Raw genomic sequence first — 16165 nt, 5'->3', positions numbered from 1 at the left:
ATAGAGTTCCCCTTCTGCCCTTGTCCGGATGGCACACCACGCTTATCCGGCTCCGACACTGACGCCAAGGAGGTTCACGTGGATTACACTCCATTCACCCTGCTCGCCGACGTCGGATGGATCTCGCTGCTCCTCGTGATCGGCAACTTCCTCCGACGCACCGTCCCCCTGTTCCGCGCACTCCTGCTGCCGAGCCCGATCACCGCGGGCATACTCGGTCTGATCCTCGGACCACAGGTCCTGGATCTCATCGGGTTCTCCGACCAGATGGGTGCGTACACCACCCTGCTCATCGCCGTCGTATTCGCGGCGATGCCGTACTCGATGACCTTCGACCGCGGCACCCGGGACGGAGCGAAGACCATGTGGTCGTACTCCGTCGGCATGTTCCTGGGTCAGTGGGGTCTTTTCATCCTCCTGGGCGTGTTCTTCTTCGCCCCGGTCTGGGGCACGGACGACTGGTTCGGGATGATGCTGCCGGTCGGCTTCGTCGGCGGCTTCGGTACCGCCGCCGCCGTCGGTACGTCCCTGGAGGACGCCGGGGCGGTCGCCGCCAGCTCACTCGGCTTCACCTCGGCGACCGTCGGTACACTGGCCGCGATCGTCGGTGGCGTCATCTTCGCTGCCTGGGGCATCCGGAAGAACAAGACGATGTCCCTGCCCGGCAAGCTGCCCTGGGACCTTCGCTCGGGCTACATCGACAAGATTCACGAGCGTCCCTCGATCGGTAAGGCGACGACGAATGCCTCGGCGATCGAGCCGATTGCGTTGCACGCCGGCATCCTCACGCTCACGGTGCTCTTCGCGAACTACCTCTGCGGTTGGGTCAACGACCTGTTCCCGGATGTGTCGATCCCACTGTTCGCCATGTCCTTCCTCGTCGGTATCGCCGGCAAGCTGCTTCTCATCGCGGTGAAGAAGCCCGACTACGTCGACAAGGAGACGATGGGGTCGATCTCAGGTGCCTCCACGGACTACCTCATCGCCTTCGGTATCGCATCGATCGTGCCCGCCGCCATCGCCGACTACTGGGTGGCACTGGTCGTCATGTTCGTGCTCGGCACCGTGTACTGCGTCATTTTCTTCTTCTTCATCGCCCCGCGCTTCTTCGGCGAGAACTGGCTGGAGCGCGGCATCTTCGGCTGGGGTTGGGCGACCGCAGCTGTCGCCACGGGTATCGCCCTGCTGAAGATCGTGGACCCGAAGATGAAATCCGGCACGCTCAACGAGTACGGCGTGGCCTACATCGGCTTCGCACCTTTCGAGATCGGCATGACGATTCTCGCCCCGATCGCGGTGATCGCCGGATGGACGATGGGACTCGGCGTCCTGTCCCTGGGGCTCGCCGTTGTCGTGCTGGCACTGCCCTGGGTACTGAAGTGGATGCCGCACCACCGGGAACAGCGGGAGGACGCGGTGACGCGCGAATAGGCCCGGCACAGACAGACCGTCGATTGCCCCCAGGCCCATGCCTGACTTCGGACTCGACACACTGCCGTTGGCCATCACATCACCGGGCCGCCGGTGGCCCGGACCGGGACCAGGGGACATGGCCCCCAGCGGACTCGTCCCGGGCGCACCACCACACATCCGGGACCTCACCGACTTCTGCCACGCACTCCCGATGGTTCCGGGGGGATGTGGTGGAGACCGTCCCGCTCGATTCCGAAGAAGGACGCAGCGAGTCGGAGTACGCCCGGGTCCTCGACTGTGACGACCGGGCGCGGGAGGTCAGCAGGTACCTGGAGATGCACCTGGTGGAGCGGGCGATGTGAGGGGTCCTTCATCCGTCATGGGCGGTCGGGCTCCCGGCGGGACATTCTCCCCCAACTGCTGCCGTGAGATGAACCGGTAGCGGTCGCCGCGGAACGCGGACTCCGTCCACTCCACAGGCCGGCCGTCCGCAGCGAAACCCGTGCGGTGGACCACGAGCAGCGGCAGGCCGGACGTCACCCCGAGCAGTCCTGCCCGGACCGGATCGCACAGGGCGGTCTCCACGACATCCTCGACCTCGACGATCGCCATGCCGTAGTCGGCGGCGAGCATGCGGTAGAGGGAGTCCTGTTCCTCCAGCCGCCCGGCGAGCTCGGTGAGGTCCCCGGGCAGATGCACCGTCTCGTGTGCCAGTGGTTCATCGTCCACGGTGCGGAGCACTTCCAGACGCGTGACCGTCGACCCGGCGTCCACCTGCAGTTTCGCAGCCAGCTCCCCGTCGGCGGCGAGGCGTCCGACCGAGACGATGACGCGTCCCGGCCGCTGCCCACGGGAGACTGCGTTGCTGGAGAACGAGACCTGGGGAAGCATCATTTTCGGGGCGGCGACGAAGGTACCGCTGCCCTGGATCCGGTCGATCCGACCGTCGACGACGAGTTCGGCGATGGCCTGGCGGACGGTCGTGCGCGAGGTGCCGAACCGTTCGGCGAGTTCGCGTTCGGTAGGCAGCGGGGTACCCGGCGCGCGGTCCGCAATGAGCTCAAGGATCTGGTTCTTGACCAGGTAGTACTTCGGCACCCTCATGGCTTCACCGTACAGACAATGGTCTGGACCAATCAATCGCCATTTACATGTGACCCTTGACACAGATAATTGGTCTAGTCCAATATCGTGGGATCGACCGCCCGACACGAGGAGACTCCCGTGACCACCCCGACCACATCCACCACAGATCCCGGCCCCGGCGACAGTTCCGGCCACAGCGCCGGAAAGCAGCGCAGAGGCCTGCGCATTCCAGGATTCGGCCAACTGCAACGGCTCGGCAAGAGCCTCATGCTGCCGATCGCCCTGCTACCCGCCGCCGGTATCCTCCTGCGCCTGGGCCAGGACGACCTGCTCGGCGGCACCGACATCCCCGTCATCGGCCCGTTCTTCGACGCGATGAGTGCCGCCGGCGACGCCCTGTTCGGCAACCTCGCCCTCCTCTTCGCCGTCGGTGTGGCCATCGGCTTCGCGAAGAAGGCCGACGGTTCCACCGCACTGGCCGCCGTCGCCGGTTACCTGGTGATGACCTCCGTCTTCGAGACCATGTCCCCGGTCGTCCTCGACGGGGTGACCGACGCCGCCGGCGAGCAGTCGATGATCGACTACAGCGTCTTCGGCGGCATCCTCGTCGGTCTGCTCACCGCCTGGCTCTTCGACAGGTACCACGACATAGAGCTTCCGCCCTACCTGGGGTTCTTCGGCGGACGCCGGTTCGTGCCCATCGTCGTCTCCCTGGCCGTCCTCTTTCTCAGTTTCGCAATGGCCTACCTGTACCCGCTGTTCAACAGCGGCCTGACCTCGGTCGGCGAGTTCATCGCCGGTTCCGGCGCCCTGGGTGCCTTCGTCTACGGTTTCGCCAACCGCCTGCTCATCCCGCTGGGGCTGCACCACATCCTCAACACCTTCATCTGGTTCATCTACGGCGACTACGAGGGACCCAACGGGCTGGTCACCGGTGAACTCAGCCGTTTCGCCGCGGGTGACCCCTCCGCAGGCGCGCTGACCTCCGGTTTCTACCCGATCCTCATGTTCGGCCTGCCGGCCGCCGCCCTGGCGATGATCCACGTCGCCAAGCCGCGGCAGAAGAAGGTGGCGATAGGTATCTTCTCCGCCGCCGGGCTGACCGCCTTCCTCACCGGCGTGACCGAGCCGCTCGAGTTCGCGTTCATGTTCCTGGCCTTCCCGCTGTACGTTATCCACGCACTGCTCACCGGTCTTTCCCTGGCGATCTCCTACCTGCTCGACGTGCATCTCGGCTTCTCCTTCTCCGCCGGACTTGTCGATCTGCTGCTCTACGGCACTGCACCGGCAGCGAAGAACATCCCGTTGCTGGTGATCCAGGGGTTGGTCTTCGCGGTGCTCTACTACGTGATGTTCCGCTTCGCGATCGTGCGGTGGAACCTGCGCATCCCGGGCCGGGTGCCGGACGAGGAGTTCGAGGCCACAGAAGTCACGGACACCACAGAGTCCGGGGACACCGACGCTTCCGGGGCCGGCACTGACGGCACAGCCAGCTCCGCGCGCGCGGAGAAGCTCATCACCGCCTTCGGTGGACGGGACAACCTCATCCACGTGGACGCCTGTATGACCCGACTGCGTATGGAGGTCTCTGACCGGGCGGCGGTGGACAAGGCCCGGCTGCATGCCCTCGGTGCAGCCGGCGTGATGGAGGTCGGCGACAACGTCCAGGCGGTCTTCGGCACGACCTCGGAGACCCTCAAGGACGAGATCCGGGCTGCACTCGCCGGGGCCGCTCCGGCCAGCACTTCTGACAGCGACTCCGCCCCGGTCGTTCCTGCACCTCCGTCGCAGGACGCGGCGTCCTCCGACAGCGCCGCCCAGGCCACTGAGGCTGCCGCCGGTCCTGTCCTGGTCCGCAGCCCGATCCCCGGGCGGACCGTGGCGCTCACGGAGGTCCCGGACAAGACCTTCGCTGCCGGGACCGTCGGCCCCGGACTCGCCATCGAGCCCGCCGGCGACATCGTCGAGGCCGTGGCGCCGGTCAGTGGAAAGCTCATGCAGCTGCTCCCCCACGCCTATGCGATCATGACCGAAGACAAGACCGCCGTCCTCGTCCACCTCGGCCTCGACACCGTCAAGCTCAAGGGCCGGGGGTTCACCCTCCACGCCGCCAAGGGCGACCGCGTGGTCCAGGGCCAGCCGATCATCACCTACGATGTCGCCGCGGTCGCGGAGACCGGCTACCCGACCGTCGTCCCCGTGGTGGTCATGGACGCCCGCGGTGCGGCCGTCGAGCCCACCGAGACCGATCCGGCCACCGTGACCACGATGCGTCCGCTGTTCACCGTCACCAAGGAGAAGTAGACCGCCATGGAAATCGTCATCCTCCCGGACGCCACCGCCGCCGGTGAGCTCGCCGCGGACGCCATCACCGACCTGCTCGACCACAAGCCGGACGCCGTCCTCGGCCTGGCGACCGGGTCATCTCCCCTGCCGGTCTACCACGCCCTCGTCGAACGCTACGAGGCCGGCCGGATCTCCTTCGCCGGCACCCGGGCCTTCACCCTCGACGAGTACGTCGGGCTGGAAGCCTCCCACCCGGAGCGCTACGCCAATGTCATCCGCCGGGACTTCACCTCCCGGGTGGACTTCGACGCGGACGCGGTGCGCGGTCCCGACGGTCTCGCATCGGACATCCCGGCGGCCTGCCGGGACTACGAGGACGCCATCTCCACGGCCGGTGGGGTGGACCTGCAGATCCTCGGGATCGGGACCGACGGGCACATCGCCTTCAATGAGCCGGGGTCCTCCCTGGCCTCCCGCACCCGGATCAAGACGCTGACCCGGCAGACCCGGATCGACAATGCCCGCTTCTTCGACGACGATCTCGACCGGGTCCCCACGCAGTGCCTGACCCAGGGACTCGGGACGATCCTGGAGGCCAGGCACATCGTGCTGCTGGCCACCGGGCAGGGCAAGGCCGAGGCCGTCCACCAACTCGCCGAGGGTGGGGTGAGTGCGCTGTGGCCCGCGACCATCCTGCAGCACCACCCGCATGTCTCCGTGCTCCTCGACGAAGCAGCCGCAGGCCGGCTGCAGCTGGCGGACTACTACCGGCAGACCTGGGCCGCCAAGCCGCAGTGGCAGGGCCTGTGACGGTGGCGGGCATGCTGATCACCGCGGATGTCCTGGTCACCGGTACCGAGGTACGTCGTCCGGGCTGGCTGGAGGTTTCCGGCGGGAGGGTCACCGCACTCGGGACCGGTGACCCGCCGCGTCCCGTGGCGTCAGATCATTCCGCAGGGGGCGATCTGGCACTGGGTGCGGTGACCGTGGTCCCCGGATTCGTGGACACGCATGTCCACGGCGGTGGCGGCGGGGCATTCCCGGTGGCCACCGACGAGCAGACGGCCACTGCGGTGGCCGCACACCTCGCCCACGGGACCACGACAATCATGGCCTCCCTGGTCTCCGCCCGGCCCGGGGAACTTCTCCGCGAGATCGACGTGCTCTCCGGGCATGTGCGCGACGGACTGGTCGGCGGCATCCACCTGGAAGGTCCGTGGCTGGCGCCGTCGAAGAAAGGGGCCCACGATCCGGGTGCGCTGCGCATCCCGGACCTGCAGGAAGTGCGGCGGGTTCTGGCGGCCGGCCGAGACACGGTGCGGATGGTGACCCTCGCCCCGGAACTGGACGGGGCGCTGGACGCCGTCCGGCAGATCGTGGACGCCGGGGTGGTCGCCGCCGTCGGCCACACAGATGCCACCTACGAACAGACCCGCGCGGCGATCGCGGCGGGTGCCCGGGTGGGGACCCATCTGTTCAATGCGATGCGTCCGGTCCACCACCGGCAGCCGGGCCCGGTGACCGCGCTGGTGGAGGATCCGCGGGTGACCGTGGAGATGATCGGCGACGGTGTGCATTTGCACCACTCGCTGTACCGCGGCGTGTGTGAGCTGGTCGGACCGGAGCGGGTCACTCTCGTCACCGACGCCATGGCCGCCGCCGGCATGCCGGACGGCGCGTACCGGCTGGGCACGGTGGATGTGGAGGTGACCGACGGTGTGGCCCATGTGGCGGGCACCGACACCATCGCCGGGAGTACGGCGACGATGGACCAGCTGTTCCGCTTCGCGGTGCAGCACGGCGCAGGGACCACGCCGGATACTGGCTCGAAGACCTCAGCTGCGGCGTCGGACGCCGCACTGTTGCAGGCGGTGCGGCAGACGTCGGTAAACCCGGCGCGGGCGGTCGGCTTCCCCACCGTCGGCCTGCACCCGGGAGGACGCGCCGATCTCGTCGTCCTCGATGCAGATCTGCAGGTGGCGTCGGTGATGCGGGGCGGGGAGGTCGTGGCGGGTGAAGCGTGAGACCCGGTCGGCCGCAGTCACGGCGCTGACCGCCCGATGCACCCTTCGACACCGTGGATCCCGCTGTTCCGGTTAGGGCACAGAAGCAGTACGGGCAAGTAGTCGGCGAGTCATTCCATTCACCCTGGCCCGTTCGCTACCCGCATCTAGACTGCTCTGTCTACAGTGAGCGGTCTTATGACCACACGATCCACACGTCCTTCTCCCGACATCTTCCGTGACGATCAGGATGCCCTGGAGATCCGCACAGACATCCTCATCATCGGAGGTGGCCCGGCCGCGACCTGGGCCGCTATCAATGCCGCCGACATCGCCACCGAACACGGACTCTCCGTCACCCTTGTCGACAAGGGCTGGTGCGGCGCCAGTGGAGTCGCCGCCACCGCCGGAGTCGGGCACTGGCTCACCCCACCCGGCGCGCCGCAACGACGCGAAACCTTCGAGATCAAGAACTCCACCGGTGGCGGACTCTCCGACTGGGCCTGGACAGACGCCTTCCTCGACGAGACCTGGGCCCAGATCAGCCGGCTACCGGACATGGGCTGGAACCGGGTAGAGAAGAAACTGGCCGCCCCGGGTCTCGACCTCACGGGCGACAACCCCTCAGGTGCCCCGTTCTTCCGCGGCCCCGCACCCGACTACCTCCGCTTCCTGCGCGGACAGGTGAAAAAGCGCGGTGTGCTCATCCTCGACCACAGCCCGGCCACCGGACTGCTCGTCACCGACACACGGGACGCCGTCGCCGGAGCCCACGGACATCAGACGCAGAACGACCGCGAATGGACCGTTCACGCGTCCTCCGTGGTGCTGGCCACCGGCGGCACCACCTGGCGCAGCCATTCCCTCGGCGGCGACACGAACACCGGCGACGGCCAGCTCATGGCCGCTGAAGCCGGCGCGGATCTCGCGGCGATGGAGTTCTCGAACTTCCAGGGCATGGTCCCCTTCGGCACCTCCATGGACAAGAACGGCTACTTCATCCAGGCCGAATACCGGACCGCAGGCGGCACACCTATCACCTACACCGACCTGCACTATTCGCGCGTCCCGATCATCGAGCACTCCGTCCACGGCACCGTGTACTCGCGGTTCTCCCAGTTCACCCCGGACCAGTGGGGACGGGTGCGCTCGTCCATGCCGAACTTCTTCGCCGTCACCGACAAGCTCGGTATCGATCCCTTCACCGAGTTCTTCCCCATCGACTGGGTGAATGAGGGGACCGTCCGCGGCACCGGTGGTATCCGGGTGGACGACACGACCTGCGCCGCCGGCCTTCCCGGGCTCTTCGTCGCCGGGGACGTCGCTGCCCGCGACAAGATCACCGGAGCGGCGACCGGCGCCGGTGGCCCGAACCTGGCCTGGGCGGTGGCGTCCGGAGCATGGGCGGGACGCCATGCCGCCCGACACGCCTCAGGACTGGTCAGCAAGGGTACCGGCGTACACCTGGACAGCATCGCGTCCGCCCGGTCCGGCAGCCGACGAAGCCACACTCCGGACTGGCGAGGGCTCACCGACCGCGTCCGGAGCCAGATGCTGCCCCTGACCAACGCTGTCTTCCGTACCGAAGAACGGCTCACCGGCATGCTCGCCAACCTCGACACCGTCTGGTCGGATCTGCAGGAGGCCACCCCAGCCAGTTCCGCAAAGCACTACCGGCTCCGCGAAGTCGCCGGCATGGCGGCAATGGCACGGTGGGCGACGGCGTCCGCGCTGGAACGTCGGGAATCCCGCGCGATGCACTACCGCGTCGACCACCCCGAAACCGACCCCACCGCCACCTACCGGCTCGTGGCCTCGGGAGTCGACGAGATCCGGGTCCAGCGTCAGCATTCCCACGCGGAGGTGGCCGCATGATAGAGGTCATCGATCCCGAGCGTTGCACCAACTGCGGCCTGTGCGCGCAAGTCTGCCCGATGAACGTCTTCACCCTGCGTCCCGACGGCTTCCCCGTCATCGCGGACAAGGACTCCTGCCAGACCTGCTTCCAGTGCGAGACCTACTGCCCGGCGGACGCGCTGTTCGTCGACCCGTCCCGATCTCCCCAACGACTCGTCCCCGGTAACGGCGGGGATGCCGACCTGGCGTCCTTGCGCGAGAGGGACTTCCTCGGGCGCCACCGGGACGCCGTCGGCTGGCGCCGCACACCGAAACCCGCACCCTGACACCCGTACCCCCACCCACTGACCCGAGAAGAGAACACCATGACCACTCCCCTACGCCGCATCGGCGGCGTCCTCACCGGACTCGCACTCGTCGCCGGGCTCGCCTCCTGCGGTAGCGCGGACGCCGACAACGGCAACGGTCTGACCAGGATCTCCGTCGGTCTGCCGTGGAACGGCGGCGCCGGCTCCACCCCGCGTGACACGAGCCCCTTCGGGTACGCCGAATTCCTCGGTCTGGCCGACCCGATCCTCGAGAAGCACGGCTTCGAGTTCGACCGCTACGTCGGCTTCAACAACGGGCCACCGGTGATCCAGGCCCTGCAGAGCGGGGACATCACCCTCGGAAACCTCGGTGACGTCCCCTCCGTCCAGGCCAGGGGCAACGGGCAGACGATCAGCCCGATCGCCGTGGACCGACCGACCTCCGGTATCTGGTTCCTCACCAACGATCCTTCACTGGACAGCATCGAGAAACTCAAGGGGAAGAAGGTCGGCCTGCAGTTCGGCTCGAACTTCGACCGCTACGGCCGCGCCGCCCTGGACCGGCACGGTGCGCTGGACAACGACAACCTCGTCAACCTGCTCTTCGCGGACGCCCTGCCCGCCCTGCAGAAGGGCAGCGTCAGTGCTGTCGCTGTGCCGGCGAACACCGCTGCGGTGTGGCTGGAGAACAACGACTTCACCGTCGCCTCGAAGGCTGAGGTCGATGACCCTGACCTGTTGTCCACCGGGCTCAGCGTGACCACCGACCAGTTCCGCGAGGACCATCCGGAGATCACGGACGCCTACTGGGAGGTCGAGCAGGCGGGCATCGCCGAGATCCGCAAGGACCTCGACAAGTACATCGCCTGGGCCGCCGACCAGCAGAAGGTCTCGGAAGATTCGTTCCGCGTCTCGAACACCTGGGACTTCAGCGACGAACGCATTGACCCGGACGGGGTGACCACCCTGAAGAACTCGCTGGACTTCCTCGTGGACCAGGGCATCGTCAAGGAGCCCTTCGACATCGATGAGTGGGTGAACTCATGAGTACCTCCGTACTGAACCACCGCACAGGACGCCCGGATGCGGCGTCCTCAACTCCGGTATCTCCGTCCGACCCCACCGCGTCCACCGCAGGACTCGTCCCGCCGACCGTCCGGACCCGTAGAGCCCAGCCGCTCTGGCTCAACCTTCTGCTCCGGGCCTCCGGGCCGGTCGTGCTCGTCGCCGCCTGGTTCGCGGCGTCGGTGTCCGGGGCGATCACCTCACAGCAGTTCCCCGCACCGTGGGAGGTCTGGAACGCCTTCACCGAACTCGCCCGGTCCGGTGACCTGTGGGCGAACCTGTCCGTCTCGCTGCGACGGGCAGCGATCGGTCTGGTCATCGGCATTGCGGTGGGGCTGGTGACCGGCATCGTCTCCGGACTGTTCCGACTCGGTGACCAGCTCATCGACCCGGTCGTGCAGATCGTGCGCACCGTCCCGATCCTCGCGATCACCCCACTGCTGATCATCTGGTTCGGGATCGACGAACTGCCGAAGATCATCATCATCGCCCTGGCAGCAGGTATCCCGACGTACATCAACACCCATCTCGGCGTCCGGCATGTGGACGCGAAACTCATCGAGGCCGGTCGCGCCTACGGCCTGGGCCATGCCCGGCTGGTGCGGACTGTGGTGGTACCCGAGGCGCTGCCGCAGATTCTCCTGGGCTTCCGTATCGCCATGACCGCCGCGCTCGGCGCACTGGTCGTGGCCGAGTTGTCGAACACGCAGTCCGGACTCGGTTTCCTCATGACCTCGGCGCAGCAGTACTTCCAGACCGACATCGTCGTCGCCTGCATCGTCCTTTACGCGGTCGCCGGCCTACTGGCGGATACCGTCGTCCGCGTCCTGGAGCGCGTGACCATGCCGTGGAAGTTCTCGAAGGAGGCGCGGAAATGACCGCGGCACAGGTACAGACACAGACTTCGGTCGTGGTCGACGGGCTGACGAAGAGCTTTGCCGGACGCCGTGTACTGGACTCGGTGGATTTCACGGTGGACCAGGGCGAGTTCGTGGCGCTGCTGGGACGCTCCGGTGGTGGCAAGTCGACGATCCTGAAAATCCTCGCCGGGTTGGAGTCCACCGATGCCGGCACGGTGCTGACCAGACCGAACCGGACGATCGTCTTCCAGGAGCCGCGCCTGGTCAACGGCCGGAAGGTGTGGGACAACATCACCGTCGGGGTTCCCGGCGGGCGTGCCCGGCGGCGTGCCCTCGCCGCCGAGGTGCTTGTGGAGGTGGGGCTCGAGGGGTTCGGGGACGCCTGGCCGACCTCCCTGTCCGGTGGTGAGGCACAGCGTGTCGCGCTGGCCCGTGCCCTGATCCGGTCGCCGGAGCTGTTGCTTCTCGACGAGCCGTTCGGCGCACTGGATGCGCTGACACGGTTGAAGATCCAGTCTCTCGTCGCGAACCTGCACGAGCGGCACAACCCGTCGGTGGTGCTGGTAACGCATGATGTGGATGAGGCGATCCTGCTGGCCGACAGGATCCTGGTGCTGCAGGAAGGTGCGATCGGCGCGGAGTACGAGGTGCCGTTCGGACGCCGCCGCTCCCGGTCACTGCCCGGGTTCAGTGACCTGCGTGGGAAGCTGCTCGCGGATCTGGGGGTGAGTGAGGAGGTGGGGTGAGGTGTCTGTCCGGTTTCAGAGATCCCGTGTGGAAGCGCAGACGGCCGTACGATCATGCGGAACGGTCCCAGCGCACTCGTAGCCGCACGGATCGCCTTCGGGCGTCGTCGCCGGACGCCAGCGGTCCAGCGACGCCGGACGGGAAATGATCAGGACCCGGCGCCCCTCCTCCCGGTGCCACATCAGGATCAGCGCCAGAGGATCAACGCATCACCCTGACCACCGCCCCCGCACAGCGACACAGCAGCCCTACCACCACCACGACGGTTCAGCTCAAGGGCAGCCGTCACCACCAGACGCGCACCCGAGCAACCGATCGGATGACCCAACGCAATACCACCACCGTGAATATTCGTCCGCTCCAACGGATAATCCAGATCCCGCAGCGACTGCACCACCACCGCACCGAAAGCCTCATTGATCTCCAGGAAATCCAGATCAGACACCCCCCACCCCGCCTTGCCCAACGCCGCGGCCACCGCCTGCGCCGGCTGGGAATGCAGGAACGTGTCCGGACCCGCAGTCTGACCGTAAGCACCCAACGCAGCAAGCACCTCAAGACCGTTGACCTCGGCATAGGCCCGGGTGGTCAGCACCACCGCCGCAGCACCGTCGGAGATCTGCGACGCCGACGCCGCAGTGATCGTCCCCTCAGCCGCAAACGCCGGACGCAGACCCGCCAACGACTCCTCCGTCGTCCCCGGACGCACCCCCTCATCAGTGTCGACGATGACCGTGCCCTTACGGGTCCTCACCTCCACCGGGGCGATCTCCTCGGCGAAAGTCCCCTCAGCAATCGCAGCCTCGGCCCGCTGATGCGACAGCGCGGCAACCCGGTCCTGCTCGGCCCGGGTGATCCCCCGGGTACTGTTACCCTCCTCAGTCTCCACCCCCATCGCCGTACCGTGCACCGCATCAGTCAACCCGTCACGCTCCAGAGAATCCTGCAGCACCAGGGAACCGAACTTCGCCCCCGCCCGCACACCGGCAGCCAGATGCGGCGCATTGGTCATCGACTCCTGACCACCGGCGACCACCACCTCCGCATCACCCAGACGCAGCAGACGCGACGCGGAGATCACCGCATCCAGACCCGACAGACAGACCTTGTTCACCGTCTCAGCCGGGGTGGAGACCGGCACACCGGCAGCCACCGCCGCCTGCTTGGCCGGGTTCTGACCGGCGCCGGCCTGCACAACCTGGCCCATGACCACATGACCGACAGTCTCAGCGGCGACACCGGCGCGCTCAAGCGCGGTACTGATGGCGATCGCACCGAGGTCCACCGCCGTCTTCGAGGCCAGGACCCCGAGCATCCTGCCCTGGGCGGTGCGCGCGGCACCGACGATGACGATGTCCTCGGGGGTGGGGGTGGGCTTCATGACCGGACTCCGTCCGCGACCGCGAACGCTGTCCCGGTCTTCGCCCGGACATCACTGAGCTCCACTCCAGGAGCGAGCTCGGTGAGCACCAGCCCTTCACCGGTCACGTCGAAGCAGGCCAGGTCGGTGATGATCCGGTCGACCACTCCGACACCGGTCAGCGGCAACGAGCACCGGGACAGGATCTTCGGCGAGCCGTCACGGGCCACGTGGTTCATCAGCACGATGACACGGTCTGCTCCGTGCACCAGATCCATGGCACCGCCCATGCCCTTGACCATCTTGCCGGGCACCATCCAGTTCGCGAGGTCACCGGTCTCGGAGACCTCCATGCCGCCGAGGACGGCGACATCCAGGTGAGACCCACGGATCATCCCGAAGCTGAGGGAGGAATCGAAAAAGGACGCACCGGGGTTCACCGTCACCGTCTCCTTGCCGGCATTGATGAGGTCGGGGTCCAGCTGATCCTCGGTGGGGTACGGGCCGGTGCCGAGAATGCCGTTCTCACTGTGGAGGACGACGTGCACGCCGTCCGGCAGGTGCCCGGGGATCAGGGTCGGCAGCCCGATCCCCAGGTTCACGTACTGTCCGTCCCGCAGCTCCAGGGCCGCCCGGGCCGCCATCTGGTCTTTCGTCCAGCTCATCACTGTGCCTCCCTGTCTTCCCTGTGGTTCATACCGTCCCTGTGTTCCCGGACAGTGCGCTTCTCGATCCGCTTGGCCTGTGGTCCGGTCTCCACGATCCTCTGCACGAAGATCCCCGGCAGGTGTACCTGCGCCGGATCGATCTCACCGGATCCCACCAGTCGTTCGACCTCGGCGATCGTGACTGTCCCTGCCATCGCACACAGCGGATTGAAGTTCATCGCCGACTTGTTGAAAACCAGGTTTCCCTCTGTGTCTCCGACTTCCGCGTGGACCAGTGCCACGTCGGCGGGCAGTGCCTCCTCCAGGACGTAGTGACGTCCACCGAACTCGCGGGTCTCCTTGGGCGGAGACGCCACCTCGACGGAACCGTCCGCACGGTAGCGCCACGGAAGTCCACCTTCGGCGATCGGTGTGCCGACGCCGGCCGGGGTGTAGAACGCGGGGACGCCCACACCGGCCGCCCGGAGCTTCTCAGCGAGCGTGCCCTGCGGGGTCAGTTCGACCTCAAGTTCACCGGCGAGGTACTGCCGCGCGAATTCCCTGTTCTCACCGACGTAGGACGCGACGACCCGACGGATCTGGTGTCCGGCGAGCAACAGGCCCAGACCCCAGTCGTCCACGCCGCAGTTGTTGGAGTAGACCTCCAGATCCCGGACACCGGAATCGACCAGTGCGGCGATGAGCCGGTCCGGGATGCCGTTGAGGCCGAAGCCTCCGACGGCCAGCCGGGCACCGTCGGTCACGTCCGCTACCGCGGCCGCTGCGCTCGGGATGACTTTTCCTGTGGTACTCAAGACAGTTCTCCGTTCTCGTCGTCACTCACCGTGCCGTCCAGCGGCAGGGTGAGCATGTGGTAGCTGAGGGTCTTCCCGTGCCCGTCGAGGACGGGGGAACCGGTCACTCCCCCGCCGAGCAGACCGCGCAGTTCCACCACGAAAGCCTCGGCGGCGGGGACCTCGCGCAGGGTCACGGTTTCCGTCGCGCACCGGAAGTGCTCGGAAATGGAGACTGTCGTCAGCTCCCCGCGCAGGTACTCGAAGTCAGCCGACGAGCGTGGGAGGACAGCCACGATGAGGGTGTCCCCCTTGTCCCCGGTCCGCGCGTCCGCGTAGTCATCCAGGATTGTCATTACAGTGCTCCGTCCGTGTCGTTGTTCAAGGTCATGGAACTGATGGTCGTCACGGTCGGCGTGACGAGGTCCCGGGGCAGCAGGGTCGAACGGATCGCCAGCATTTCACTGCGTCCCTTGCGCGCGCCACCGCCGGCAGCCGGACCAGCGCAGTAGAGGGCCTCCATCTCCCAGCCGATGGCCTCGGCCTGGGTCTCGGTCGGCACCCGGCCGGCCACCCGGAGACGGACCTCCGGTGGGTCGGCAGGCATGGGCGTCATGTCCCGGAATGCGGCACCAGCACCGATGAACTCCACGCTGAGCGCGGACGGATCCACACCGTGGACGCGAGCCAGGCGGTCAGAGACGATCGACCACGCCAATTCTGCGCGCTGCCGGGCACGTGGACCGGCATAGGTGATCTGTCCCTCCCCCAGGCAACCGCCGCGGAATCCGAGGGTGACCTTCAGGGTGCCGGTCCGGGGATGTCCGGTGGCGCCGGACACGCGGACAGCGTCCGGCCCCACGGTCTCCAACCGGATACCGGAGAAGTCCGCGACCACGTCCGGGGTGAGGTAGGCCGACGGGTCAGCAACCTCGTACAGCAGCTGTTCACGCACGGTCTGCCGGGTGAGCGTTCCGCCGGTGTCCGCGAGCTTGCCGAGGACCGCGGTGCCGTCCTCACCGATGTCGGCGAAGGGGTACCCGAGGTCCGCCATCCCGTCCACCGGCTTGGTCACGGGATCGGCGAAGTACCCCCCGGTGACCTGACCGGCGCACTCCAGCAGATGCCCAATGAGGGTTCCCGCGCCCAGCCGGTCCCAGTCGTCCAGGGCCCACCCGAATTCGTGCACCATCGGGGTGAGGAAGAGAGAGGGATCGGCGAGGCGTCCGGTGACGATGACGTCCGCGCCCTCGGCGAAGGCGGGGAGCGCCTGCTCCACCCCCAGGTAGGCGTGGGCGGACACGAGTCCGTCGTTGTCCGCCGACAGCGGGCGTCCGGTCTCCCAGATCTGCGGGTCGGTACCGGTGACCTGGGTGAGGACGCCGTCTCCGGTGAGCACGGCGACCGTCACCTCCCGGTCGGGGACGACCTCGGCGGCGATCCGGGCGATGAGGCGGCCTGCGGCCTCCGGGTTCGCGGCGCCGGAGTTGGTAACGACCGTCGTGCCCTGTGCCGCGGTGTACGGCAGGACGGCCCGCATCCGTGTCTCCAGGAGCGGGTCGTAGCCGGTGGTGGCGTCCTTCAGTCGCCGGAGCTGGCCGGCGGCGACAGTACGTTCGCCAAGGCACTCGAAGACGAGGTAGTCGAGGCGGGCGTCCTTCGCCAGTTTTACGGCGGGGTCGAGGCGGTCACCTGCGAAACCCGCGCCGGAACCGATACGGATTGTTCTCATGATTACT

The 16165-nt window shown here is 67.3% G+C and carries 16 protein-coding genes; 10 read left to right on the top strand and 6 right to left on the bottom strand.

Annotation, left to right across the window (positions count from 1 at the left end; translation table 11 throughout):
- Positions 1–78: 78 nt before the first annotated feature.
- Together ACZ9GM_RS02510 and ACZ9GM_RS02505 are read left to right on the top strand one after the other, a co-directional pair.
- Positions 79–1431, top strand: a complete 1353-nt coding sequence (locus ACZ9GM_RS02510) for a sodium/glutamate symporter (RefSeq protein ID WP_476037218.1) — start codon at positions 79–81, stop codon at positions 1429–1431.
- A 212-nt stretch (positions 1432–1643) separates the two neighbouring features.
- Complete coding sequence (locus tag ACZ9GM_RS02505; RefSeq protein WP_476037217.1) at positions 1644–1775, top strand: hypothetical protein; 132 nt, start codon at positions 1644–1646, stop codon at positions 1773–1775.
- Here ACZ9GM_RS02505 and ACZ9GM_RS02500 read toward each other — a convergent pair.
- On the bottom strand, positions 1732–2517 hold the full coding sequence (locus tag ACZ9GM_RS02500; protein ID WP_291473645.1) for a GntR family transcriptional regulator: 786 nt from the start codon (positions 2515–2517) through the stop codon (positions 1732–1734). The two genes, ACZ9GM_RS02505 and ACZ9GM_RS02500, sit on opposite strands and share 44 nt — an antisense overlap.
- 201 nt (positions 2518–2718) lie before the next feature.
- Between ACZ9GM_RS02500 and ACZ9GM_RS02495 the strand changes: the two genes are divergently transcribed.
- The 8 genes from ACZ9GM_RS02495 to ACZ9GM_RS02460 all read left to right on the top strand — a co-directional run bounded on the left by ACZ9GM_RS02495 (position 2719) and on the right by ACZ9GM_RS02460 (position 11624).
- Positions 2719–4803, top strand: a complete 2085-nt coding sequence (locus ACZ9GM_RS02495) for a PTS sugar transporter subunit IIABC (protein WP_476038308.1) — start codon at positions 2719–2721, stop codon at positions 4801–4803.
- 6 nt (positions 4804–4809) lie between these two features.
- A complete protein-coding gene (nagB, locus tag ACZ9GM_RS02490) occupies positions 4810–5595 on the top strand; it encodes a glucosamine-6-phosphate deaminase (protein ID WP_291473644.1) in 786 nt (261 codons plus the stop codon).
- 11 nt (positions 5596–5606) lie between these two features.
- The gene (locus ACZ9GM_RS02485; protein ID WP_291473643.1) at positions 5607–6809 is read left to right on the top strand and encodes an N-acetylglucosamine-6-phosphate deacetylase; all 1203 of its coding nucleotides are present in this window, start codon (positions 5607–5609) and stop codon (positions 6807–6809) included.
- Positions 6810–6986: 177 nt separating this feature from the next.
- Entirely contained in the window at positions 6987–8663 is a 1677-nt protein-coding gene (locus tag ACZ9GM_RS02480) for an FAD-dependent oxidoreductase (protein ID WP_291473642.1), read from the top strand.
- Positions 8660–8971: a 4Fe-4S dicluster domain-containing protein gene (locus ACZ9GM_RS02475; protein WP_291473641.1), complete on the top strand. Its 312-nt coding sequence runs from the start codon at positions 8660–8662 to the stop codon at positions 8969–8971. The genes ACZ9GM_RS02480 and ACZ9GM_RS02475 overlap by 4 nt, the downstream gene beginning before the upstream one ends.
- 39 nt (positions 8972–9010) lie before the next feature.
- Positions 9011–10000: an ABC transporter substrate-binding protein gene (locus ACZ9GM_RS02470; protein ID WP_291473640.1), complete on the top strand. Its 990-nt coding sequence runs from the start codon at positions 9011–9013 to the stop codon at positions 9998–10000.
- Complete coding sequence (locus ACZ9GM_RS02465) at positions 9997–10896, top strand: ABC transporter permease (RefSeq protein WP_291473639.1); 900 nt, start codon at positions 9997–9999, stop codon at positions 10894–10896. The genes ACZ9GM_RS02470 and ACZ9GM_RS02465 overlap by 4 nt, the downstream gene beginning before the upstream one ends.
- The gene (locus ACZ9GM_RS02460; protein ID WP_291473638.1) at positions 10893–11624 is read left to right on the top strand and encodes an ABC transporter ATP-binding protein; all 732 of its coding nucleotides are present in this window, start codon (positions 10893–10895) and stop codon (positions 11622–11624) included. The genes ACZ9GM_RS02465 and ACZ9GM_RS02460 overlap by 4 nt, the downstream gene beginning before the upstream one ends.
- Before the next feature lie 188 nt (positions 11625–11812).
- On the opposite strand, the gene ACZ9GM_RS02455 is transcribed toward ACZ9GM_RS02460, so the two are convergent.
- The 5 genes from ACZ9GM_RS02455 to ACZ9GM_RS02435 are packed head-to-tail and all read right to left on the bottom strand — an operon-like array spanning position 11813 to position 16158.
- Positions 11813–13006 (bottom strand): acetyl-CoA C-acetyltransferase, encoded by a 1194-nt coding sequence (locus ACZ9GM_RS02455; protein ID WP_476037216.1) that lies wholly within the window; start codon positions 13004–13006, stop codon positions 11813–11815.
- Positions 13003–13650 (bottom strand): CoA transferase subunit B, encoded by a 648-nt coding sequence (locus tag ACZ9GM_RS02450; RefSeq protein WP_291473756.1) that lies wholly within the window; start codon positions 13648–13650, stop codon positions 13003–13005. Before ACZ9GM_RS02450 ends, ACZ9GM_RS02455 begins: the two co-directional genes overlap by 4 nt.
- Positions 13650–14447, bottom strand: coding sequence for a CoA transferase subunit A (locus ACZ9GM_RS02445; RefSeq protein WP_291473755.1), 798 nt, complete (start codon positions 14445–14447; stop codon positions 13650–13652). Before ACZ9GM_RS02445 ends, ACZ9GM_RS02450 begins: the two co-directional genes overlap by 1 nt.
- Complete coding sequence (locus tag ACZ9GM_RS02440; protein ID WP_291473754.1) at positions 14444–14782, bottom strand: AtuA-related protein; 339 nt, start codon at positions 14780–14782, stop codon at positions 14444–14446. The genes ACZ9GM_RS02445 and ACZ9GM_RS02440 overlap by 4 nt, the downstream gene beginning before the upstream one ends.
- Positions 14782–16158: an acyclic terpene utilization AtuA family protein gene (locus ACZ9GM_RS02435; protein ID WP_476037215.1), complete on the bottom strand. Its 1377-nt coding sequence runs from the start codon at positions 16156–16158 to the stop codon at positions 14782–14784. Before ACZ9GM_RS02435 ends, ACZ9GM_RS02440 begins: the two co-directional genes overlap by 1 nt.
- Positions 16159–16165 lie beyond the last annotated feature (7 nt).

This window comes from Corynebacterium sp. UD i78, assembly GCF_056280545.1.
Note: the sequence above shows the minus strand (reverse complement) of the source record. Positions and strands in the feature narration are given on the sequence as shown.